Here is a 21,604-nt window from a genome sequence, read left to right as displayed (position 1 = left end):
GTGAAGCTGCCACGACCGGCGCGGAGGGCGTACGGACGGTGACCATGAGCAATGCCGCGAGCGATGGCGGCCGGAGGTCAGGGGCCTAACTTGTCAGCGCTTCGCAGATGGACCAGGCGGAGTGCCGCAGGAGCGCGGCTGTTTCGTCGTCGAGGCCTTTGACCGGAAGGTCCACCGCGGTCGGGTCCTCGTGGAGGAGGGTGATCAGGAAGACGCAGGCCGTCAGGTAGCTGCCGGCCAGGGCGGGATGGGAGTTGTCGGGCGCGTGCAGCGGTAGCTCGGGGTGCGTCGCCTGGAAGTGCTGCCAGATCAGTCCCGCGGGGACGAGCGTGGCGCCGAGCTCCGCGGCGATGGACGCGTAGGCGGTCGTCAGCGGATCCTGGGGAGCGCCCTTGCGGGACCAGGTCAGGTACAGCGCGGTCTCGGCGCCCGCCTCGCTGATCGCGGTGTGGAAGTCGCGGATGTTGTCGTGCATCCGGGCCGGGTTCTTCCCCGGCAGCGTGCTCTGTTCCTGCAGTACGACGGTGTCGTAGTTGCCCGAGGCAATTTCGTCGAGGGCCTGGCCGGCGTTCAGGTGCTGGCGCAGTGAGGCCCCGCCGGCCGAGATCAGCCGGTGCTCGACGGTGATGCCGCGGGCGGCGGCGAGGCCCGTGATCAGCCCCGGCAGGTTGTTCCGCGCAGTGAAGCTGTTGCCGACGAACAGGATCCGCATCGCTTCAGCATGGCACGTAGGGTGGTCCGTATGCCGCTGAACTATCCGCTTGCTGAGCAGACCCTGGACAACGGTCTGCGAGTCGTCGTCAGTTCCGACCGGAACGTGCCGATCGTGTCGGTGAACCTCTGGTACGACGTGGGGTCGCGGCACGAGCCGCCGGGGCTGACCGGGTTCGCCCACCTCTTCGAGCACCTGATGTTCCAGGGCTCGCGCAACGTGGAGTCAGGGCAGCACTTCTCGCTGCTGGAGAGTGTCGGCGCGAGCCTGAACGCGAGCACCTTCTTCGACCGGACCAACTACTTCGAGTCGCTGCCCAGCGGCGGGCTCGACCTCGCGCTGTGGCTCGAGGCGGACCGGATGGGCTTCCTGCTCGACGCGGTCAACCAGGAGAACCTGGACAACCAGCGCGACGTGGTGAAGGAGGAGAAGCGGCAGAGCTACGACAACCGGCCGTACGGCGACTCGTACGAGCGGCTGGTCCGGCTGCTCTTCCCCGAGGGCCATCCGTACGCGCACATGACGATCGGTTCGATGGCCGACCTGGACGCGGCCGCGGTCGAGGACGTGCACGCGTTCTTCCGCAAGTACTACGGCCCGAACAACGCCGTCCTGACCATCGTCGGCGACGTCGCCGAGGAGGACGCGTTCGACGCGGTCAAGCGGTACTTCGGTCACCTGCAGGCGATCCCCACGCCGCCACCCGCGCCGGACGGCACGGTCGGCCCGCTGGAGGGCGTCTTCCGGGACGACGTCGTCGAGGATGTCCCGTCCGACCTGATCACCATGATGTTCCGGCTACCCGTCGACGGCACGCCGGAGCTGGACGCCGCGGCGCTCGCCCTCGACGTCCTCGCCGGTGGCCAGAGCGGCCGGCTCAACCGCCGGCTGGTCCGCGACGAGCAGATCGCGCAGTCGGTGTCCGGCGGCGCGCTGCCGCTGATCGGTGGCGTCTCGTTCGGCACGCTGACCGGCATTGCCTCCGACGGAGTCGACCTGCAGCAGGTCGAGGACGCGCTGCTCGAAGAGGTCGAGACGCTCGCCGAGGGCGGTATCACCGCCGACGAGCTGGCGACTGTGCAGGCGCAGGCCGAGCGGGACTGGCTCGAGCAGCTCGCCACCTGCGGCGGCCGGGCCGACGAGATCTCGCACCACGCGCTGCTGTTCGGTGACCCGAACCGGATCAACACCAGGATCGACGACCTGCGCGCCGTCACCGCCGAGCAGGTGCAGGCCGCCGCCAGCAAGTGGATCCGCGCCGGCGGCCGCGCCCAGGTGACCTACCGACGCCAGACCGAAGCCGCGACCGGGGACCAGCCGGCCGGCGATGCAGCAGGGGAGCAGGAATGAGCAGCCAGGCCTTGACCACCCCGCCACCGGTGGCCCCGCCGCGCCCGTGGCGGTTCCCGCTCGCAACCAGTACTACGACCCGCTCCGGTACGCCGGTGCACGTGTTCGACCGCCCCGGCCAGTACGTCGCCACAGTGCGCGTCACGGTCGCCATGCCACTGGCCATCGAGCCGCGGGAGCTGGAAGGGATCGCGACGATCATGTCGCGCACCCTCGACGAGGGCACCGAGCTCAAGTCGGCGAACGAGTTCGCGGCCGCGCTGGAGCGGCACGGCGCGGCGTACGGGGTGGATGTCAGTTCGGACGCGTTGCACGTGGAGATCTCGGTGCCGACCTCGCAGCTGGCGCCGGCCGTCAAGCTGCTGGCCGAGGCGGTCACCCGGCCGGCCTTCAACCAGGCCGATGTCGGGCGGCACGTGACGATCCGGCTCGGTGAGATCAACCAGGAGCGGGCAAACGCGGGCTACCGCGCCCGCGAGGCGTTCGCCGCCCACCTGTTCGACGCATCGACCCGGCGCTCCCGCCCGACCGCCGGTACGCCGGACACGATCCGGCCGCTGACCAACGTCCAGGTGGCCGAGTTCTACCGCGCCAACATCGGTCCCGCGCGGGCCCAGATCCTGTTCGCCGGCGATGCCACCGGGGTCGACGTGGCCGCGATCATCGACGACGCCTTCGGGGACTGGACCTCGGACGCCGGGACCGCCATCGACACGCCTGAGCCGCTCTACCGCACGGGTGACCGGCTGGTGCTCGTCGACCGGCCCGGTTCGGTGCAGAGCCAGTTGCTGATCGGTTGCCCTGGCCCCGATCGCCGGGAGGACATCTGGGGCGCGGCCGCCGTCGCCAACCACGTGGTCGGCGGCACCATCACCTCGCGCGTCGACACCGTGCTGCGCGAGGAGAAGGGCCACACCTACGGCACCCGCTCGAGCTTCAACGCTCCGCGCAAGGGTGGCACGTTCACGTTGGGCGGCGCTGTCCGGACCGAGGTCACCGGCGCCGCGATCGGTGACGCGCTCCGGATCCTGCGCGAAGCCCGGGACGGCCTGACCGACCGCGAGGTCCAGGAGGCGCAGGACAGCCTGATCCGTACCGCGCCGCTGCGCTACGAGCAGGCCGACTCCATCGCGCAGCAGGTCGGCAGCAACATCGCCGTCGGCGTACCGCTCGACTTCGCTGACACCTACCTTGCCCAGATCGCCGCGACCACTGCCGAGTCGGCCACCGAGGCCTACCGCCGGTACGTCGGAACCAACGGGCTGCTGGTGATCGTCGTAGGGGAGGCGAAGGAGGTTCGCTCCCAGCTCGCCGGGCTGGGCATCGACGATATCACCGAGCTGAGCTGAGTTTCTGACATCCTGCTCGGGGTCGGCGGTGGTACCTCCGGCCCTGAGCAGAGGAGCAGTACGCATGTCGTTCGACGAGCGGCGACCCCAGGACAGCGTTCCGCAGTACGTGGATCGGCCGCAGGACCAGCCCCACGGCCAGCAGAGCCCGGCGCCGACGCAGTACCCGCTGCAGCCCGGCTACGTGTACCCACAGCCGGCGTACGGCGTGCTGCGGGACAACTCGAACGCGACGCTGGCCATGGTGCTCGGCCTGGTCGGGCTGTTCACGATGTTCGTGGTGATCTCGCCGATCGCCTGGTGGAAGGCGCAGCAGGCGCTCGGTGAGATCGACGAGGCGCCCGGCGTTTACAGCAACCGGGGGATGGCGATCGCCGGCCAGGTCACCGGCATCATCGGCACTATCGTGCTCGGCCTCGGCGTACTGGTCGCCTCGAGCTTCCTGCTGATCTTCCTGGTCGCCCTTGCCCGGACCTGACGCGTCCCGGTGAGCAGGCAACGAACCGGCCGGAACGATCCGGTTCAGTCGTTTGCTTGCTGATCCTGACAACGACGGACTTTCGCTGAACCCTGGTGGACCTGCCCGCGCGGCTTTACCGTGTGCCCGTCAGACTCACTTCAGGGAGGGGATCCACTCGTGAGAGACGTCCGTAGATCGTTGTGCGCGGCCACCGGCGCGTTCGCGCTGCTGGCCGGTGCACTGGCCGTCCCGGCTACCGCCGGTGCCGGTACGAAAGCGGTTGCCGGGGGCACCACGGAGTACCTGGTGCTGCTGGAGCAGGGTGCCGACCGCGCCCAGGCGCTGGCGGCCGTCAAGGCAGCCGGAGGCGTCCTGGTCAAGGAGAACGCGAACCTCGGCACGATGACGGTCAAGGCCGCCGCGTCCGGGTTCGTCAGCCGGGTCGCCGCCTCGCCGGCCGTCCAGGGTGCGGCCCACGCGCGGCCGATCGGCAAGTTGCCGAAGGTCCGGCCCGGCGTGGTCGAGAAGGAGCACCTCAAGGCTGTTGCCAAGGGCAAGGGTGTGCCGGCCAAGAAACCTGCCGCCCGCAAGACCGCCGATCCGCTCGACGACAAGCTGTGGGGCCTGCGGATGGTCCGTGCGGACCTGTCGCACGCCGTGCAGCGGGGCAAGAAGGCCGTCAAGGTCGGTGTCCTCGACTCCGGCATCGATGCGCGCAACCCCGACATCGCGCCGAACTTCGACCGGAAGCTGTCGCGCAACTTCGCCCCGGACATGCCGGAGGTCGACGGGCCCTGTGAGTTCCGCGGCTGTGTCGACCCGGCGGACTGGGACGACAGTGGGCACGGGACGCACGTGGCCGGCACCATCGGCGCGGCACTCAACGGTATCGGCCTGTCCGGGGTCGCGCCCAACGTGTCGCTGGTCAACATCCGCGGCGGCCAGGACAGTGGCTACCTCTTCCTCGGTCCGGTGACCGACGCGCTCACCTACGCCGGTGACGCCGGGCTGGACGTGGTGAACATGTCCTTCTACGTCGACCCGTGGCTCTACAACTGCCTGAACAACCCGGCCGACAGCCCGGAGGCGCAGGCCGAGCAGCGCACCATCATCGCCACCATGAACCGCGCCCTGAACTACGCGCACGACAAGGGCGTCACGCTGGTCGGGTCGCTCGGGAACAACCACGAGGACCTGGGCAAGCCGCGCACCGACATCAGCAGCCCGGACTTCGGCGAGGTCCCGCCGTACCCGCGCCCGATCGACAACTCGACCTGCTGGGACCTGCCGGTCGAGGGCCCGCACGTGATCGGCGTTTCCGCCCTCGGCCCGTCGGGCAAGAAGGCGGACTACTCCAACTACGGCCTCGAGCAGATCGACGTGTCGGCGCCCGGTGGCTGGTTCCGCGACTACTTCGGTACGCCGAAGTTCCGGACCAACGAGAACCTCATCCTGTCCACCTACCCGGTGAACACGCTGCAGGCTGACGGGCTGGTCGACCCGGCTGGTGAGATCACTCCGGACGGCGTCGACGCCGGCGTACAGAAGCAGTGCCCGCCGGGCGCCACGGACTACACGCAGTGTGGCTACTACAACTGGCTGCAGGGCACGTCGATGGCGTCGCCGCACGTGACTGGTGTCTCCGCGCTGATCGTCAGCGAGTACGGCAAGAAGGGACCGCGCAAGTCGTTCGGGATGGCTCCGGACAAGGTGCGGAAGATCCTGCTGGACAGCGCGCAAGCCCGCGCCTGCCCGACGCCGCGCCTGCAGACCTACCTGAACGAAGGACGTTCGGAGGAGTTCAACGCGCTCTGTGAGGGCAGCCGGGAGTTCAACGGCTTCTACGGCCACGGCATCGTCGACGCCTACGCCGCGGTGACCCGGTACTGAGCAACTGAAGCGGTGGGCCGGTGCCACGGTGCCGGCCCACCGAATTCATCAGGTGATGATATCGTGGTTCTCTCCAGGTGAAAGGAGAGGACGATGACAGCATTTGTTCGCAGTGTCGACATCGGCCGGCCGGCCGCGGAGGTGTTCGCGTACGCGACCGACCCTGGGCACTTCCCCGAGTGGCAGCGGGACGTGGCGCGGGTGGACGTCGGGGGCCACGAGGTGGGGTCGCGGTTCGTGACCGTCCGCAAGGTGGCCGGGGCCGAGCGCGGCATGACGCAGGAGATCACCGAGAACGCGCCGCCTCGTCGGTGGGCCGCGCGGGGTGTGGACGGGCCGATCCTGCCGTCCGCCACGATCGAGGTCGAGCCACTGGGTGTCGATCGGTGCCGGGTGACGTTCGGTCTGGACTTCGACGGTCGTGGGGTCGCCGCGCCGCTGGCGCCGGTGGTCCGTCGCATCGCGGCGAAGGCCGCACCTGCCAGCTACCAGCGGCTGAAGGAGAAACTCGAGTCCAGCTAGGGCTGAGGGTCTACCGGGGGGTCAGGAGGCAGGTGGTGCCGCGGTCGCCGAGGGCCCAGCCGTCCTCCACCGGGTGCAGGAAGAAGATGTCCGACGGCTTGTCCGGCTTCACCTTGGCGGCCTTGAAGCGGTCGGTGCAGCCCTTCTCGGCGGCGGCCTGAACGGTCGCGAGGCCGGGCCACTTGCCGGCCGGAAGGTCGAAGACCGCGAACACCTTGCCGCCGTTGGGCTGGTCGCACGGCTGGATACCGATGTCCTTCACATCGCCTTCCTTGAGCTCCGTCACGCAGTCGCCGACCCGGAGCTTGTCGGGGCGCGTCGTCTGCTTGGTGGTCACCTGGCCGGACGCGTCCCGGTCGGGCTCGCTGCCGGCGCCGTACAGGAAACCGGCCACGCTCAGACCGAGGACCCACACACCGGTGATCACCAGCCCGGCGACCGCCAGGCCTTTGCCCTTCTGGGCGAGCCGCGGGATCCGGTTGAGCGCGACGACACACAGCACGACAGCAACCGGAATGGCGGCCACCAGGCTGAAGATGAACCCGAGCACGGCCACACTGCTGGTGCCACCCGACCCAGGCCGCACCAGCTCGTTCCGCCCGCCCGGGTACGCCGGGAAGCCCGGCTGCCCCACACCAGGCGGGGGATAGCCACCCTGCGCCGGGTAGCCACCTTGCGGCGCGAAACCATACCCACCCTGGGCCGGCACCCCGGAGCCACCTTGCGGAGGCAGCCCCGAGCCGTCCTGCGGGGGCAGGCCGGAGCCGTCGGCCGCCGGGCCCTCGTCTTGGGGCAGATGGCCGGGGTGAGGCGGGGGCTGGTGGGGTGGTGTCGGCTCCATGCTCGGAGGCTAGTCCTGGCAGGGAGCAACCTCCGGGAGTCAGCCGGAGATGTAGTTGGAGAGTTGTTCGCGTTCGAACTCCAGCTCGCCGATCCGGGTCTTGACGACGTCACCGATGCTGACGATGCCGGTCAGCGCGCCGTCCACGACGACCGGAACGTGCCGGATCCGGCGATCCGTCATCAGCCGCATCAGGTTGTCGATCAGGTCGTCCGGCCCGCAGGTGTGCACCTGCTCGGTCATGATCGCGCTGACCCGCACCTGGCCCGCGTCCGGCGTACCGTGCAGCAGCCGGACCACGTCGCGCTCGGAGACGATGCCGGCAACCTCACGGCCGTCCGGGCTGACCACGACCGCGCCGATGTTGTGCTCGGCGAGCAGTGCCAGGAGCTCGGTGATGGTGGCGTCAGGGGCGATGGTGACGACCTGATTGCCTTTGCCGCGCAGTACGTCGTTGATCTTCACGGAGCCTCCTGGTGGTCGTGCGGAGCCCAATACCCAAGGGTAGCGAATGAAACCAGTGAACGGCAGGTCTGACAGAATGCGCATGGTGACCATAGCCCCTCCCGTCCGCCGGAGCGGCGGCCCGAACTCGTCACACCCGGTGGCCGGATGAGCTGGCGGGAGGACCTCGCCGTACTGCGGCACCGCGACGTCCGGATCTTCATCAGTGCCCGGTTCATCTCGACGCTGGGGTCGTCGATCGCCCCGATCGCGCTCGTCTTCGCGGTCCTGGACGTGTCCGACGCGGCCAGTGCGGTCGGGATCGTGCTGGCCGCCCGGAGCATCCCGAACATCGTCTTCCTGCTCGTCGGCGGCGTCATCTCCGACCGGTTGCCGCGCAAACTCGTGCTGATCGCGGCGAACTCGGTCTGCGCCCTGACCCAGGCGCTGGCGGCAGTGCTGGTGCTGTCGGGAGACGCCCAGATCTGGCAGTTGGCCGTGATCGAGGCGGTCAACGGCATCGCGGCGGCGTTCGTCCTGCCGGCCATGGTCGGCATCCTGCCGTCGATCCTGGACCGGTCCGAGCTGCCCCAGGCGAACGCGGTGTCCGGTTTCGCCCGGTCGATCGCACTGATCGGCGGCGGCGCCGTGGCCGGCGTGATCGTCGGCCTGACCAGCCCGGGGATCGGGCTGGCCGTCGACGCGGCGACGTTCGGCGCGGGCGCGTTGCTGCTGTCGCTGCTGACCGTGCCGCGGATCGAGCGGTCGGCCAGCTCGATGCTGCACGACCTGCGGGTCGGCTGGACCGAGTTCGTCTCCCGGCAGTGGGTCTGGACGGTGGTGGCCGGGTTCCTGGTGCTGAACATGGTCTTCACGGCCTGCTACTCGACGCTGGGTCCGGTGATCGCCGACGACACCTTCGGCCGGGTCGGCTGGGGTGCGGTGAGCGCGTGTTTCGGCGCCGGGCTGATCGCCGGCGGCATCGTGATGATCCGGTTGAAGCCGCGGTACCCGGTCCGGATCGGGATGTTCGGCATGTTGTCGATCGTGCCGATGTACGTGTGCCTCGCGCTGGCGCCGCACACGATCGTGATCGCGGTGGCGGCGTTCGTGGTGGGGCTCGGGTTCGAGCTGTTCGGGATCGGCTGGGAGACCGCGCTCGGTCAGCACATCCCGCTCGACAAGCTGTCGCGGGTCTCGTCGTACGACATGCTCGGGTCGTTCGTCGCCGGGCCGATCGGGCAGCTGTCGGTCGGCTACCTGGCTGCGGTGACGAGCGCGAAGGCGGTCGAGCTGTACGGCGCGGCCGTGCACGTGGTGGTCGTGATTGCGGTTCTGCTCGTGCCTTCGGTGTGGCGCCTGCAGCGCCACGACACCGACCAGCCCGTCAAGGCCTGACGCCTGACCTGCCGTTCAGCGTTGCAGGCGTTCGAGCACCTCGGGGTGGAGCCGGCCGTTGGTGGCGACGGCGTTGGCGCCGTTGGGTCCGGGCACCCCGTCGAGGGAGGTGAACTTGCCGCCCGCCTCATCCACGATGATCGCCAGCGCGGCCATGTCGTACAGGTTGAGCTCGGGCTCGGCGGCGATGTCGACGGCGCCCTCGGCGACCAGCATGTACGACCAGAAGTCGCCGTACGCGCGGGTCCGCCAAACCGACTCCATCAGGTCGGCGAACTGGTCCTTCTTGCCGAGTTTCTCCCAGCCCTTCAGCGAGGAGTACGACAGCGACGCGTCCTCGATCGCCGCCACGTCGCTGACCCGGCACGGCTGGGCCGACATCAGCGCGCGCCCGGTCCACGCGCCGTCGCCGTACGACGCCCACCAGCGCTTGCCGAGCGCGGGCGCGGAAACGACGCCGACGACGACCTGGTCCTCGATCATCAGGCTGATCAGCGTGGCCCAGACGGGCACGCCACGGATGTAGTTCTTGGTGCCGTCGATCGGGTCGACCACCCAGCGGCGCACGCCCCAGCCGGTGGTGCCGTCCTCCTCGCCGACGAACGCGTCCCGCGGCCGGGCCCGGGCCAGCGTCTTGCGCATCACGTCCTCGACCTTGCGGTCGGACTCGCTCACCGGGGTGAGGTCCGGCTTGGTCGCGACGTGCAGGTCGAGCGCCTTGTAACGGTCCATCGTGGTGGAGTCGGCATCGTCCGCCAGGATGTGGGCGAGCCGCAAGTCGTCGGTGTGCGAGGGCATGCCGGAAGGCTAACCTGCTCGGCCCGAAGATTGCGGATGGGTCTCGGCTGGAAGTGAACCGTCCGACGTGGTTGAACGTGCAGCTAATGTCAGAACTCAACGACTGCTGGAGGCGACATGTTCGAGCGCTTCGGGGATCTTCCGCTGCACGTCCTGGTGATCCACCTGGCGGTGCTGTTGCTGCCGGTCGCCGCGCTGGTCGCGATGGCCTTCGCCCTGCTGCCGAAGTGGCGCTGGCTGCTGCGCTGGCCGACCCTGCTGCTCGGCCTCGGCGCGGTGGTCGTGGCGTACGTGGCGAAGGAGAGCGGCGAGGCATTCGTTGCCGCGATCCCGCAACTGCAGCCGCTGGTCAAGACCCACCAGGACCGTGGCAATCTGCTGTTCTGGTTCGTGCTGATCTTCGCCGCGGTCGCGGTGGTGGCCTTCCTGCTGCTCGGCGGCCCGTCCGCACTGGCCAGCGGAAAGGGCGCCAAGGCAACGAAAAGCCGGCCGCTGGAGCTGGTCATCAGCGCGGCGATCGTGGTGATCGGCATCCTGGTCATCTACCAGACCATCCGCACCGGCGACTCCGGCGCCAAGGCCGTCTGGGACGGCCAGCTCCCCGCCAAATAGCTAAGTAGTTTCGAGGTCGCGGCCTTCGCGGCTGGCCAGGAGGCGGCGGAAGGACTCCACTCGCTCCGCATCGACGCGGCCGGCGGCGACTGCTTCGTCGAGGGCGCAGTTCGGCTCGGTCTCGGAGTGGGTGCACCCGCGGGGACAGTCGCGGGTCTCGTCGGCCAGGTCGCCGAACGCGTTGATCAGCTGATCAGGCTGGACGTGCGCCAGCCCGAACGACCGGATGCCCGGCGTGTCCACGATCCAGCCACCGTCGGGCAGCCGGAGCAGCAACGCGCTGGTCGACGTGTGCCGGCCGCGACCGGTGTTGTCGTTGACCACGCCGATCGCGCGGTTCGTGCCGGGCACCAACGCGTTGACCAGCGTCGACTTGCCCACACCCGAGTGGCCGACCATCATGCTCGTCCGGTCGCGGAGCTGCTCGGCCAGCTCACTGAGATCGCCGTCGCGCCGGGTGGCGACGGACTCGACACCCAGCGGCCGGTAGATCGACAGCAGCGGATCAGGGTCGGCCAGGTCGGTCTTGGTCAGGCACAGCAGCGGCCGCATGCCGGCGTCGTACGCCGCGACCAGGAACCGGTCGATCAGCCTGGTCCGCGGCTCCGGGTTCGCCACCGCGACCACGATGACGAGCTGGTCGGCGTTGGCCACCAGCGGCCGCTCGATCGGGTCGTCGTCATCGGCGGACCGGCGCAGCAACGTCTTGCGGGGGAGCACCTCGACGATCCGGGCCAGCGTGCCCTCGTCGCCGCTGGCGTCGCCGTCGAGCTTGACCAGGTCTCCGACGATGACGCCCTTGCGGCCGAGCTGGCGCGCCTTCATCGCGGTCACGACACGATCGGATTCACCGACCCAGCAGGTGTAGCGGCCGCGGTCGCGGGTGATGACAAAACCGGTGACGGCATCGTCGTACGTCGGCCGGTCCTTGGTGCGGGGCCGGGTCCGGCGCTTGGGCCGGTCGTACTTGGCTTCCTCGTCGTACCGCGACATCAGCTCACCAGCGCCGACCAGAGCTCGGGGAACTCCGGCAGGGTTTTCGCCGTCGTGCCGATGTTCTCGATCTGCAGACCGGTGACCGCGAGCCCGAGCACCGCGGCGGCGTGCGCCATCCGGTGGTCGTGGTAGGTGCCGAAAAGCCCACCGTGCAAGGGTTTCGGGCGGATCTCCAGCCCGTCGGCGGTCTGGTTCACGTCGCCGCCGAGCGCGTTGAGCTCGGTCTCGAGCGCGGCCAGCCGGTCGGTCTCGTGGTTGCGCAGGTGCGCGATCCCGCGCAGGTACGACGGTGCGTCGGCGAGCGCGGCGACCGCGGCGAGCACCGGCGTCAGTTCACCGACCTCACCCAGGTCGAGGTCGACCCCCTGGATCCGGCCGGTGCCGCGAACAGTCAGGTCGCCGTCGGCGAGTGACACCTCGGCGCCGAAGCGGGTGAAGATCTCGGGCAGCTGGCCACCGGGTTGCGTGGTCTGCGCCGGCCAGCCCGTCACGGTGACCGAGCCACCCGTGACGACCGCGGCCGCGAGGAAGGGGGCCGCGTTGGACAGGTCGGGCTCGATCGCGGTGTCCAGGGCGCGAATGGGGCCGGGGGCAACGATCCAGCGGTTGGGCTCGCTGTCGTCGACCTGGACGCCGCGCTCGCGCAGCATCGCGATGGACATGTCCAGATGCGGCTGGGACGGGACCGGCTTGCCGTCGTGCAGGATGTCGACGCCCTCGTCGTACCGGGCGCCGGCCAAGAGCAGGGCCGAGACGAACTGGCTCGAGCCGGACGCGTCGAGGGTGACCTTGCCGCCGCGGACCGAGCCGGACCCGCTCACGGAGTACGGCATCCGGCCGGTGCCGTGGTCCTCGATCTGGACGCCGAGGGTGCGCAGCGCGCCGAGGATGACGTTCATCGGGCGCTCGCGGGCGTAGGGGTCGCCGTCGAAGGCGATCTCGCCGTCGGCCAGGGCCGCGACCGGCGGGACGAACCGCATCACGGTGCCGGCCAGACCGCAGTCGACGCTCGCCGGGCCTTTGAGCGAGCCCGGTGTGACGGTCACGAGCCCGTCGTGTTCAGTGATGCCGACCCCGAGGGAGACCAAAGCGGAGCGCATCAGGTTCGTGTCGCGGGCCACCAGGAGCCCGGACAGCGTGGACGGACCGTCGGCGATCGCGGCCAGGACGAGCGCCCGGTTGCTGATCGACTTCGAGCCGGGCACCGTCACCCGGCCGCTGACCGCACCGTCGGCCAACGGCGCCGGCCAGCCCTGCTGCCCTTCCAACCCACTGCCTGCCATCTCACTCCCAGCTCAACGGACGATTCGCCCCCGAGCCTAGGGCATGTCTCCCAGTTCCCTGCGTGCTGCGCGGCACTCGGCACGGCACCTCGGCGCACTGGAGCAAAAGCAACGATGGAAAAACATCGAGGCCTTCGCTCCAGCACGCCGAGCTACCGCACCGAGCACCTGCTCGCGACTGCAGGGAACTGGGAGACACGCCCTAGCGGGCTTCACCCGCCGGCAGGGCGAGGGTGAACGAGCTGTGGATAATCCGGGCCAGACCGGGTGGATCAGCCGAAGGGGAGCTCGGCCTTCGCCAGCTGCTTCGCGTGCCGGGCCTCGCGCTTGGCGGTCCGGGCGAACTGCTTCGTCTCCCGCTTCGCCAGCCGCGCGCTGCGCTTGGTCTCGCGCTTGACCGCCTTGGCGCCGTGGGTGGCCCGCCAGGCGACGCCCGGCTTGCCCTCGGTGTCGACCGCGGCGAGCATCAGCCCACCCATCAGCCCGAGGTTCTTCATGAACTGGACCTTCTGGGTGGCCCGGACGGCCTTGTCCGACTCCTGCCAGAACGAGTGCCCGGCCAGCGTCGTCGGCACCAGCGACCCGGCCAGTACTACGGCGCCGAGGCGGCGACCCCGGCCGGTCGCGAGCGCGAGCCCGCCGATCAGTTGCGCGGCACCGTTGAGGCGGACCAGGCCCGCTGTACTCTCCGGGATCCGGTCGCCGACCTGCGCCGGCGCCACCTTCTGGATCAGTGGGACGAACCGATCGGCGACCGGCTGAGCCTTCGGTACGAGCGGCTCCGGATCCTTGATCGCCTTCGCGCCCTGCACGACGAAGAGGATGGACAGCAACGGCCTGGCCAGTGCTCGCACGACAGTCATGGCTCCTTCTTACCTGGTCCGACAATCCCGGTGAGGCACCCGGTGCCCCGTGTGTCGTGTACCCAGGCTCAAATCGCGCATCCGTCCGGCCCGCAGGCGGCGTCGTCGGTCGCTGCCGGGCTGGTGATCAGCGTGACCGGTTGCCGCTCGGCGTTGGCCCGCCGGATCGCCTCCTGGAACACCTCGACCGGCTGGGCGCCGCTGACGCCGTACTTCTGGTCGATCACGAAGAAGGGCACCCCGTTCGCGCCGTACGAGAGGGCCTGCGCCTGGTCGGCGGCGACGTCGTCGGCGTACGCCGTACCGGCCAGCACTTCGGTCACCCGGTCCTCCGGCACGCCGGTCTCGACGGCGAGCCTGGTCAGCGTCGCGTGGTCGCCGACCGGGAGAGCGTCGGTGAAGTAGGCCTTGAGATAGCGCTCCTTGAGCCGGTTCTGCGTATCGGCCGGTACTTCGCCGGCTTCGGCGAGCTCGAGGGCGAGGTGCAGGACGCGGTGGGCGTCGGCCGTGTTGGCGGCTTTGGCGTCCGCGAGGTGGAACTCCAGCCCGAGCTCCGCGGCGGTCTCCGTCACGTGCGCGTTGGCCTGCAGGCCCCACTCCGGGCCGCGGCCGTACTTCTCACCCAGCCGGACGTGCAGCGGGCGGGGGTCGTCGTTGGTCGACGAGGGGTCGAGCTGGAAGCTGTGCCAGACGATCTCGGCCTGCTCGCCGGTTGACGTCAGAGCCTCTTCCAGCCGGCGCTTACCGATGTAGCACCACGGACAGACGACGTCGGACCAGATATCAATGCGCATGCCACTGGGCAACTGCCGCCTCCGCGGCGCTATTCCCGGTGCGACCAACGCCACAAGCCAAGACCGCGCGGCCCCGGGAAACTCAGGGCCGCGCGGCTCGGGCTGGAAGGTGGTCAGCGGGTGGCGGCCTTCTCGATCAGCTTCGTGGTGGTGCCGGGGTGGGAGATCATCACCAGGTGCGAGGCGCCCTCGACCTTGACGATCCTGGCTCCGGCCCGCTGTGCCATCCACAGCTCACCGGCCGGCGCGATGGCCTTGTCACCGCTCGGGACGATCGCGTACTTCGGCAGCGCGGCCGGCGCCGACCTGGCGATCGGCTCGGTGAAGGCCGCTGCCGCGATCGGCCGCTGAGAGGCGCCGAGCACTGACTGCTCGGATCGCGGCAGATCGGCCGCGAAGACGGTCCGGAAGGCCTCGGGACGCATCACCAGATCGGCCCCACCGGCGTACGTGATGGTGTTGGTGGTGTCCGCGTTGATCTCGCTGCCGGGGAACTTCGCGTTGAGTTCGCCGACCGTCTCGCCGGCCTGCGGGACGAACGCGGCGACGTACACGAGCGCCTTCACGTCCGGGGCGGAAGCGAGTTGGGTGATGATCGCGCCGCCGTACGAGTGGCCGACCAGGACCTTCGGCCCGGGGATGCCGGCCAGGACGCCAGCGAGGTAGCTGGAGTCGCTACCGGGTCCACGCAGCGGGTTGGCCGGTACGACGACCTGGTAGCCGTCGCGCTGGAGCTTCTCGGTGACCTTGTTCCAGCTCGAGCCGTCAGCGAAGGCGCCGTGGATGAGGACGATGGTCGGCTTGGGGTGCTTGTCGATGGTGGCTGGGCTGTTGGTGGTGGCGGTTGCCGCGGTGGCGCCGGTTGCCAGCAGGACGAGGCCGGCACTGGCGACGAGGGCACGGCGAAGGCGGTTCATGACGTGGATCTCCTGTTGACGATGAGGGGTGATTCAGAGCGCAGAGGCGATGAAGTCGGCGACGGCCTTGGGCTGGGAGACCGAGACGGCGTGGGAACCGTCGACCTCGATCGTGGTGGCGCCGGCCCGCTTCGCCATCGTGCGCTGGCCCTCGGGGTGGATCGCCTGGTCGCCGGTCGCGACCAGGAAGTGGCTCGGCAGCCGCTTCCAGCTCGCCGCTCCGGCCTTCTCCTCGAAGGCGGCGGCAGCGATCGGGCGCTGCGAGCGACCCATCGCGGTGGCCTGCTCGACCGGTACGTCGGCGGCGAACAGCTTGTGGAAGGAGTCGAGCGCGATGCTCAGCCAGACCTCGTCACCGTCGGTGCCGGGCAGCTGGTGCGGTGCCAGGCCGGAGCCGAAGTCGTTGGCCGGGAACTGGCCGAGCAGGTCCTGCAGGCTCTCGCCCTCGTCCGGCGCGAAGGCCGCGATGAAGACCAGCCCGGTGACGTTGTCGGCCTCGTTGGCCGCGGCGGTGATCACCGCGCCGCCGTACGAGTGACCGACCAGCACGACCGGGCCGTCGATCTCGCGGACCTGGGCCGCGATCCGGCTGCCGTCGCGGGCCGCGCCGCTCAGCTCGTTGGCGACGGCCAGGGTGGGGATGCCGCGGGCGGTGAGGTCGGTGACGACCTCGTTCCAGCTGGACGCGTCGGCGAACGCGCCGTGGACCAGGACGACGGTGGTGGGCTTCTCGCTCATTGCTTGTTCCTCGTTCTCTTGCGGTGGGATTTCCAGCACCGCAAGAAAACCTCGGAACGGTGAGTCCGCGAATCGACCGAACAGCGGAACCGTGCGGGGTGCCGCGGCGGGGTCAGCTCAGCCGGTGCACCCAAATCTCATGCGTTCGGGGGAGACGCGAACCGTTCCAGCACCATCCGGGTCAGCTGGACCCGCGAGTTCACCCCGAGCTTGCCGAAAGCGGACCTCAGGTGAGTACCGACCGTACTGGCCGACAACACCAGCTCGTCGGCCGCCGACCGGTTGGTGTGCCCCTCGGCGACCAGCAAAGCCACCCGCCGCTCCATCGGCGTCAACGCCTCCCACCCCGACTCAGGCCGCGCCTGCACAGCAGCCCACTTCCGTCGTCGGACCCCAGCAGCTTGCAACACCGCCTGCACCCTGGTGGCCGGCGCGGCGGCTCCCAACTCGGTGAAGGAGGCCAGGGCGCTCTCCAGGGCGGCAACTGCGGTTTTGCGCTCACCGCCCGCCAGTTCGACCCGGCCGTAGAGGGCTTCCGCACACGCCAGTAGCAGCGGCCGCGGCGAGCTCCGCAAGGCATCGACCACCTCGGCCAGCCGCGCGCGTGCCGCAGCGCCGTCGCCGTCCGCAGTGGGGTGGTAGGTCAGCCCGTTCCAGCAGGCAGCCAGCTCGGCGGTCGACCGGAACGTGGGGGTGGGGCTCGCCTCTGCCTGGCTTGCCAGGAGTTCGGCTGCTCGGTCGGCGACCTCCGGGTCCGCAGTACCGGTGGCCGCGTAGAGCAGGAGAGTGTGGCGTTCGGGGTACTCGAGCGGCGCGTCCAGCAGCCTGGCGGCCGCTGCGGTCTCTCCGTCGGCCACCTCCAGGAGCGCACGGATCTGGTCGTCGGTGGCTTGCTCGCGGGCCTCGGTCAGGCGGCCTCTCAGCAGGGCGACCAGGGCGAGGATCTGGCGGGCCGGGGTTTGGGACGACAGGTCGAAGACCTCGGTGCTCCAGCGGAGGCAGTCCTCCGCGGCGTCGGCTGCCGCCGATAGGTTGCCGGTGGCAAGCTCCAGTCGCGCGCGCAGTACGGACAGCTGAGGGGCGAGCCAGGAGTCGCTGGTGCCGAGCAGCTGCTGCAGGCGGTCGAGGGCACCGGCCAGGTCGTCGAGCTGCGCCCGGCAGAACAGTTCGGCGAGCTCGATGTGCATGGCCGGATGACTTCCGACCTCGTCGCCGGTCGCGGCTCGCGCGGCACGGTAGAGATCGCGCGCCTCGGCGTACCGGCCGACTGCCCTGGCGCGTTCCGCGGCGGCCAGTTGCTGTACGCCGGCTGCCACTGGATCGGTTGTCCGGAACGGCTCCTCCAGCCGAGCCAGTACCCGGTACGCCCGCATCCTGTCGGCCAGTGGCGCCGAGGCTCCCGGCACGTCCAGCTCGCACTGCTCCAGCCGCCCAGTAGCCCACATGTGCGGCAATAGGCGCAGCCGGATCGCCGCACGCAGGTCGGGGGAGACCGGCCCGCGGTAGAGCGCAGTACCGCCCAGCAAGTCGTCGGCGAACGCCTCGGCAGCCGCGAACTGGCGTCCACCGAGCAGTACTTCGACAACGTCCTCGCCGACGTCGCCACGGATGCTGTCGTCGACAGGGGTGAGTTCGAAGGTCTGCTGGATCACGCTGATCGCGGTGATCGACATCGTCTCCAGCAGTTCGTGGGCTGCCTTGCGGAGGGTGTTGATGGCGCCGACGTCACCAGCGGCGGCCGTCGCCAGGATGTGCGGCGCCGCAGCCGACGCACCCCGCCCGCCGGCCAGCAGCTGATCCGCGATCGCCCGGTGCAGAGCCCGCTGCGCAGACGGCGGCACCTCGGCCAGTACTGCGGCCCGCAGCAGCTCGTGCCGGAAGCTCACCGTCGACATCCCGTCGGCCAGCAACCCGGCGCGGATGGCCTCCTCCAGCGGGCCGGCCAGCTTGGCGATGGATTCACCCATCAGTACGGCGACATCCTCCAGCTGGAACTCACTGCCGAAGACAGCAGCCGTCCGCAGCAACGCCTGGCACAGCTCCGAAGTACTGCTGACCCGACGACGCACCCCCTCTACCAGGCCATCCGGCAGCTCGGCCAGGTACAGCCCGGCCACTAGTTGCTCCGCCAGGAACGGCACCCCCTGTACGCCGCCCAGCCTGACGGACAATGCCGGGTCAACCGGCGTGCCGAGCCGGTCGGCGGCAAGCTCCAAGACGGCCTCGGTGCTCAGCGGAGCCAACTGGATCGCGTTCACCGGTACCTGGTCCCGGACAGCGTCCACGAGTTGCTCGAACAAGGCACCGGGCGCGGGACGGGTCGCGAGCAGCCACATCACCTTCGCGCGGCTCAACCGGGCGACGACGACCCGCAGTACGAAGTTGGTCAGCGGGTCGGCCCACTGGGCGTCGTCGAGGACTATCAGAGCCGGTACGCCGTCCAGCCGCTTGCCGATCAGGTCCGCGAGCCGCTCGCCGAGCCACAGCGGCTGGGCGTTGAGTGAGGCCAGCTCCAGGAAGTGTTCGGTACTGATGAGCGGCTCGGTGCCCGACCGTAGCGCCGGAGCCAGGGAAGCCAGCGGACTGAGCTCATCCGTCTGGTGGGCTGCTGCCTGGGCTACAAGCAGTCCGCGCCGCTCTGCCTGCTCCACCAAAGCCCGGACCAGAGCAGACTTCCCGATGCCGGGCTCACCGGTGACCACGGTCAGCGAGGCCTCGCCACTCTCCGCAGTACGCATGGCCGCCAGCAGTTGGCCCAGCTCAGCCGAGCGCCCCCGCAGCGGTTCCATGCGCACTTTCTACCATTCAGCGCTAGCTGCAGCGCCGTACTGCGAGCAGGGCGTAGGCGCGGGCGCAGTGGAGGACCTCCGCGAGTGGCACGTGCTCATCCATGGCGTGGGCGTAGCGGACGTCTCCAGGGCCGTACTGCAGGGTGGGGATGCCGGCAGCGGCGTACTGGCGCAGGTCTGAGCCATACGGCCCACCCTTGACCTCCGGTACTTCGGACGCTCCAGCGGCCGTTGCCGCCTGCAACGTGTCGTCCAGCAGCGGGTCCCCGTCGGGCAGCACCCCGGACGCGAACACCCCACCCGGCCAGCTGACCTGCACCGGGTGGGTACGCAGCCAGTCGTCGGCAGCGCACGCCTCCTCGATCGCCCGCTCGAAGGCCTGTTGTGCCTCGGCAACCGGCTCACCCAGCCGTACGCCGTACCGGCCCTCTGCCACCAGCAGGTCGGGCACAGTGCTGGCCCAGTCGCCCGCGTGGATCGTGCCGACCGACAGCGGGTTGGCCAGGTCGAGGTGCTTGAGCAGCGGATGCGGGTCGCGGTTGCGCTCGATCTCCAGCGCGATCAGCGCCTGCTGGATGAGCGTGAACTTCTCGATCGCGCTGACGCCGCGGGTCCGGGTGGATCCGTGGGTCGCGAGGCCGGGGATCTCCAGCCGGAAGGTGAGCGAACCCGAGTTCGCCGGGATCACGCCGCCGGCGGTCGGCTCGGCGATCAGGCAGGCCTCGCCCGTGTGGCCGCGCTTGAGCGTCCCGAACGCGCCCAGCCCGCCGTCCTCCTCGCCGACCACGGTGTGCACGGCGAGCGGCTTGCGCAGGGTGACGCCCGCGGCGGCGATCGCGGCGACAGCACCGAAGATCGCCGCCACCCCACCCTTCATGTCGCAGGTGCCGCGGCCCCACATGATCCCGTCCGTCACCCGAGCCGAGAACGGATCACTGTCCGGCCAGGCCGCCAACTCGCCGACCGGCACCACATCCACATGCCCGTTGAGGATCAGCCCCGGCGTACCGCCGCCGCCTTGCAGGACACCGACACAGCCCCAAGCGTCGGCGCGCTCAACCTCCATACCGGGAAAGTCAGGATCCCCGGTGGTCGCCGGCAGATCGAACTGCCAGTGATCCACCTCCAGACCGGTACTGCGCAACCGCTCCGCACACCACGCCTGGATGTCGACCTCAGCCGCCGTCCCGTCGACACTCGGGATCTGCACCAACTCCCGAAGATCCGCCACGATCCGGGCGTCATCCACCGCGGCCAGTACGTCCCGCTCCACCTCACTCAGCATGCCGCCATCATGCATCCCGCCCTGGGCTACGGCGTCAGCCGGTGGAGGTCGCGGGGGAAGAGGGTTACCTCGCGGACGTTCTCCGCGCCGGTCAGGCGGGCGACGAAGCGCTCCAGGCCGATCGCGAAGCCGCCGTGCGGTGGCATCCCGTGCTTGAACGTCTGCAGGTACGAGCTGTACGCCGGTGCGGTTGCCGACTCGCCGCGGGCCTCGAGTGCCGCCACGTAGTCGCTGTAGCGGTGCAGGCGTTGGCCGCCGGTGACCAGCTCAACCCCCTTGAAAAGAAGGTCGAACGAGTTGGACCAGCGTGGGTCCGACGGCTGCGGATGGGTGTAGAACGGCCGCTTCACCATCGGATAGCCCTCGACCGCGACGAACTCGCTGCCGTGTTCGCGCAGCGCCCAGGCACCGATCGCGCGTTCGTCGGCCGGTGCGAGGTCCGGCTCGTCCGGGTTCGCGCCGGCCAGCTTCAGCGCCTCGCTGAAATGCAGGACGGGCACCTCGGCCGGGATCTCCGGCAGCTTGACGTCGAGCCGTTCCAACGCGCCGGCCGCCCGCTCACCGACTGCTGCCAGCATGTCGGCCAGCACGTTCCGCAGTACGGCGAGCACATCGCGGTGGTCCTGGATGAAGCCCAGTTCGGCGTCGAGCGAGACGTACTCCGCCAGGTGCCGGACCGTGTCGTGCGGCTCGGCGCGGAACACCGGGCCGACCTCGTAGACGCGTTCGAAGACGCCGACCATCGTCTGCTTGTAGAACTGCGGCGACTGAGCCAGGTACGCCGGGCCGCCGAAGTAGTCCAGGGCGAACACGTTCGCGCCGGACTCGGTCGCCGTGCCGACGATCTTCGGGGTCTGGATCTCGGTGAATCCCTGCCGGTCGAGCGAACCGCGATAGCCGTGCAACGCGGCCGCCGCGACCTCCCAGCCGGCCCGGACCGCGGGATGCCGCAGAGCGATCGGCGCGTTGTCCAGGATCACCGGCAACCCGGCGCCGACGGACGGCCGCCACAACTCGATCGGCGGTGTCTGGGCCGGCTCGGTCAACGGCTCGATAATCGGGTCGACGATCTCGGCCCCACCCGGCGCCTGCGGGTTGGCGGCGACCGTGCCGGTCACCTGGACGACGGTCTCCTCGCCGAGTTCGTCCAGCAGGGCCAGGGTTTCCGGCGTCTTGACGACGATCTGGCTGAGCCCGGAACGGTCCCGTAGTACGAGGAAGCTGACGGCCGCCAGCCGTCGTCTTCGATGGATCCAGCCGGCCACCGTGACGGTCTGGCCTACTGCTGAGGGGATCTCGTGGTTGAGAATGCGCATCGCTGTTGTTCACCTCCGAAGGTCGGTTTGAACCCCGGAGGTGTGGGCGAAGGGGATCTCGCGGTGCCACCACACCTTCACCAGGTCACCGCGACGGCGACCCGGCCTCTTGCGTTTCATTCGCTCAGGAGTGTCTTCACACCCGTCTCACACATCGCCTTCCCAGCTACCGGCGACTCTCTCGTGCGTGAGGTGATGGGTGTTACTCGGTTCCTTCACCGCGAACAAGCACAGCGTAGAGGCGAGC

20 protein-coding genes are annotated in these 21,604 nt (G+C 69.7%); 7 read left to right on the top strand and 13 right to left on the bottom strand.

Going from position 1 to position 21,604, the window contains the following annotated elements; genetic code table 11:
- Positions 1–85 precede the first annotated feature (85 nt).
- Entirely contained in the window at positions 86–712 is a 627-nt protein-coding gene (locus ACQPYM_RS31430; protein ID WP_433007737.1) for an SGNH/GDSL hydrolase family protein, read from the bottom strand.
- A 30-nt stretch (positions 713–742) separates the two neighbouring features.
- Here ACQPYM_RS31430 and ACQPYM_RS31425 point away from each other — a divergent pair, with 30 nt between their 5' ends.
- From ACQPYM_RS31425 to ACQPYM_RS31405, 5 genes are all read left to right on the top strand, one after another.
- Positions 743–2,062 (top strand): M16 family metallopeptidase, encoded by a 1,320-nt coding sequence (locus tag ACQPYM_RS31425; RefSeq protein WP_433007735.1) that lies wholly within the window; start codon positions 743–745, stop codon positions 2,060–2,062.
- Complete coding sequence (locus tag ACQPYM_RS31420) at positions 2,059–3,411, top strand: M16 family metallopeptidase (RefSeq protein ID WP_433007733.1); 1,353 nt, start codon at positions 2,059–2,061, stop codon at positions 3,409–3,411. The genes ACQPYM_RS31425 and ACQPYM_RS31420 overlap by 4 nt, the downstream gene beginning before the upstream one ends.
- 64 nt (positions 3,412–3,475) lie before the next feature.
- Positions 3,476–3,889, top strand: a complete 414-nt coding sequence (locus tag ACQPYM_RS31415) for a DUF4190 domain-containing protein (protein WP_433007732.1) — start codon at positions 3,476–3,478, stop codon at positions 3,887–3,889.
- A gap of 159 nt (positions 3,890–4,048) precedes the next feature.
- A complete protein-coding gene (locus tag ACQPYM_RS31410) occupies positions 4,049–5,761 on the top strand; it encodes a S8 family serine peptidase (protein WP_433007731.1) in 1,713 nt (570 codons plus the stop codon).
- A 93-nt stretch (positions 5,762–5,854) separates the two neighbouring features.
- The gene (locus tag ACQPYM_RS31405; RefSeq protein WP_433007730.1) at positions 5,855–6,283 is read left to right on the top strand and encodes an SRPBCC family protein; all 429 of its coding nucleotides are present in this window, start codon (positions 5,855–5,857) and stop codon (positions 6,281–6,283) included.
- A gap of 10 nt (positions 6,284–6,293) precedes the next feature.
- Here the strand turns inward: ACQPYM_RS31405 and ACQPYM_RS31400 are convergent, their stop codons facing one another.
- Both ACQPYM_RS31400 and ACQPYM_RS31395 read right to left on the bottom strand, forming a co-directional pair.
- Positions 6,294–7,124, bottom strand: coding sequence for a hypothetical protein (locus tag ACQPYM_RS31400; protein ID WP_433007728.1), 831 nt, complete (start codon positions 7,122–7,124; stop codon positions 6,294–6,296).
- Positions 7,125–7,163: 39 nt separating this feature from the next.
- On the bottom strand, positions 7,164–7,589 hold the full coding sequence (locus ACQPYM_RS31395) for a CBS domain-containing protein (RefSeq protein WP_433007726.1): 426 nt from the start codon (positions 7,587–7,589) through the stop codon (positions 7,164–7,166).
- Positions 7,590–7,736: 147 nt separating this feature from the next.
- On the opposite strand from ACQPYM_RS31395, the gene ACQPYM_RS31390 reads away from it, so the two are divergent.
- Positions 7,737–8,966, top strand: a complete 1,230-nt coding sequence (locus ACQPYM_RS31390) for an MFS transporter (RefSeq protein WP_433007724.1) — start codon at positions 7,737–7,739, stop codon at positions 8,964–8,966.
- Positions 8,967–8,981: 15 nt separating this feature from the next.
- Here the strand turns inward: ACQPYM_RS31390 and hisN are convergent, their stop codons facing one another.
- A complete protein-coding gene (gene hisN / locus ACQPYM_RS31385) occupies positions 8,982–9,764 on the bottom strand; it encodes a histidinol-phosphatase (RefSeq protein WP_433007722.1) in 783 nt (260 codons plus the stop codon).
- 117 nt (positions 9,765–9,881) lie between these two features.
- On the opposite strand from hisN, the gene ACQPYM_RS31380 reads away from it, so the two are divergent.
- On the top strand, positions 9,882–10,376 hold the full coding sequence (locus ACQPYM_RS31380) for a DUF2231 domain-containing protein (RefSeq protein WP_433007720.1): 495 nt from the start codon (positions 9,882–9,884) through the stop codon (positions 10,374–10,376).
- Here ACQPYM_RS31380 and rsgA read toward each other — a convergent pair whose 3' ends face one another.
- The 9 genes from rsgA to aspS form a co-directional block, all read right to left on the bottom strand.
- Complete coding sequence (rsgA, locus tag ACQPYM_RS31375; RefSeq protein ID WP_433007718.1) at positions 10,377–11,369, bottom strand: ribosome small subunit-dependent GTPase A; 993 nt, start codon at positions 11,367–11,369, stop codon at positions 10,377–10,379.
- A complete protein-coding gene (gene aroA / locus ACQPYM_RS31370; RefSeq protein WP_433007716.1) occupies positions 11,369–12,655 on the bottom strand; it encodes a 3-phosphoshikimate 1-carboxyvinyltransferase in 1,287 nt (428 codons plus the stop codon). The genes rsgA and aroA overlap by 1 nt, the downstream gene beginning before the upstream one ends.
- A gap of 272 nt (positions 12,656–12,927) precedes the next feature.
- A complete protein-coding gene (locus tag ACQPYM_RS31365) occupies positions 12,928–13,518 on the bottom strand; it encodes a DoxX family protein (protein ID WP_433007714.1) in 591 nt (196 codons plus the stop codon).
- 68 nt (positions 13,519–13,586) lie between these two features.
- On the bottom strand, positions 13,587–14,312 hold the full coding sequence (locus ACQPYM_RS31360; protein WP_433007712.1) for a DsbA family oxidoreductase: 726 nt from the start codon (positions 14,310–14,312) through the stop codon (positions 13,587–13,589).
- A 113-nt stretch (positions 14,313–14,425) separates the two neighbouring features.
- On the bottom strand, positions 14,426–15,229 hold the full coding sequence (locus tag ACQPYM_RS31355) for an alpha/beta fold hydrolase (protein ID WP_433007711.1): 804 nt from the start codon (positions 15,227–15,229) through the stop codon (positions 14,426–14,428).
- Between the two features lie 33 nt (positions 15,230–15,262).
- Complete coding sequence (locus ACQPYM_RS31350) at positions 15,263–15,967, bottom strand: alpha/beta fold hydrolase (RefSeq protein ID WP_433007710.1); 705 nt, start codon at positions 15,965–15,967, stop codon at positions 15,263–15,265.
- Positions 15,968–16,104: 137 nt separating this feature from the next.
- Positions 16,105–18,756, bottom strand: coding sequence for an ATP-binding protein (locus tag ACQPYM_RS31345; RefSeq protein WP_433007709.1), 2,652 nt, complete (start codon positions 18,754–18,756; stop codon positions 16,105–16,107).
- Between the two features lie 22 nt (positions 18,757–18,778).
- Positions 18,779–20,041, bottom strand: a complete 1,263-nt coding sequence (locus tag ACQPYM_RS31340) for an ArgE/DapE family deacylase (protein ID WP_433007708.1) — start codon at positions 20,039–20,041, stop codon at positions 18,779–18,781.
- Between the two features lie 26 nt (positions 20,042–20,067).
- On the bottom strand, positions 20,068–21,357 hold the full coding sequence (gene aspS / locus ACQPYM_RS31335; RefSeq protein ID WP_433007707.1) for an aspartate--tRNA(Asn) ligase: 1,290 nt from the start codon (positions 21,355–21,357) through the stop codon (positions 20,068–20,070).
- Positions 21,358–21,604: the final 247 nt, after the last annotated feature.

Origin of the sequence: Kribbella sp. CA-294648 (genome assembly GCF_050943845.1) — a bacterium.
GTDB lineage: Bacteria > Actinomycetota > Actinomycetes > Propionibacteriales > Kribbellaceae > Kribbella.
This window is presented reverse-complemented; position numbering and strand designations above follow the sequence as displayed.

Coding starts and splice junctions, on each gene's coding strand:
- ACQPYM_RS31430 (WP_433007737.1), bottom strand. CDS start 712: ATGCGGATCCTGTTCGTCGGCAACAGCTTCACTGCGCGGAACAACCTG.
- ACQPYM_RS31425 (WP_433007735.1), top strand. CDS start 743: ATGCCGCTGAACTATCCGCTTGCTGAGCAGACCCTGGACAACGGTCTG.
- ACQPYM_RS31420 (WP_433007733.1), top strand. CDS start 2,059: ATGAGCAGCCAGGCCTTGACCACCCCGCCACCGGTGGCCCCGCCGCGC.
- ACQPYM_RS31415 (WP_433007732.1), top strand. CDS start 3,476: ATGTCGTTCGACGAGCGGCGACCCCAGGACAGCGTTCCGCAGTACGTG.
- ACQPYM_RS31405 (WP_433007730.1), top strand. CDS start 5,855: ATGACAGCATTTGTTCGCAGTGTCGACATCGGCCGGCCGGCCGCGGAG.
- ACQPYM_RS31400 (WP_433007728.1), bottom strand. CDS start 7,124: ATGGAGCCGACACCACCCCACCAGCCCCCGCCTCACCCCGGCCATCTG.
- ACQPYM_RS31390 (WP_433007724.1), top strand. CDS start 7,737: ATGAGCTGGCGGGAGGACCTCGCCGTACTGCGGCACCGCGACGTCCGG.
- hisN (WP_433007722.1), bottom strand. CDS start 9,764: ATGCCCTCGCACACCGACGACTTGCGGCTCGCCCACATCCTGGCGGAC.
- ACQPYM_RS31380 (WP_433007720.1), top strand. CDS start 9,882: ATGTTCGAGCGCTTCGGGGATCTTCCGCTGCACGTCCTGGTGATCCAC.
- rsgA (WP_433007718.1), bottom strand. CDS start 11,369: ATGTCGCGGTACGACGAGGAAGCCAAGTACGACCGGCCCAAGCGCCGG.
- aroA (WP_433007716.1), bottom strand. CDS start 12,655: ATGGCAGGCAGTGGGTTGGAAGGGCAGCAGGGCTGGCCGGCGCCGTTG.
- ACQPYM_RS31365 (WP_433007714.1), bottom strand. CDS start 13,518: ATGACTGTCGTGCGAGCACTGGCCAGGCCGTTGCTGTCCATCCTCTTC.
- ACQPYM_RS31360 (WP_433007712.1), bottom strand. CDS start 14,312: ATGCGCATTGATATCTGGTCCGACGTCGTCTGTCCGTGGTGCTACATC.
- ACQPYM_RS31355 (WP_433007711.1), bottom strand. CDS start 15,229: ATGAACCGCCTTCGCCGTGCCCTCGTCGCCAGTGCCGGCCTCGTCCTG.
- ACQPYM_RS31350 (WP_433007710.1), bottom strand. CDS start 15,967: ATGAGCGAGAAGCCCACCACCGTCGTCCTGGTCCACGGCGCGTTCGCC.
- ACQPYM_RS31345 (WP_433007709.1), bottom strand. CDS start 18,756: ATGGAACCGCTGCGGGGGCGCTCGGCTGAGCTGGGCCAACTGCTGGCG.
- ACQPYM_RS31340 (WP_433007708.1), bottom strand. CDS start 20,041: ATGCTGAGTGAGGTGGAGCGGGACGTACTGGCCGCGGTGGATGACGCC.
- aspS (WP_433007707.1), bottom strand. CDS start 21,357: ATGCGCATTCTCAACCACGAGATCCCCTCAGCAGTAGGCCAGACCGTC.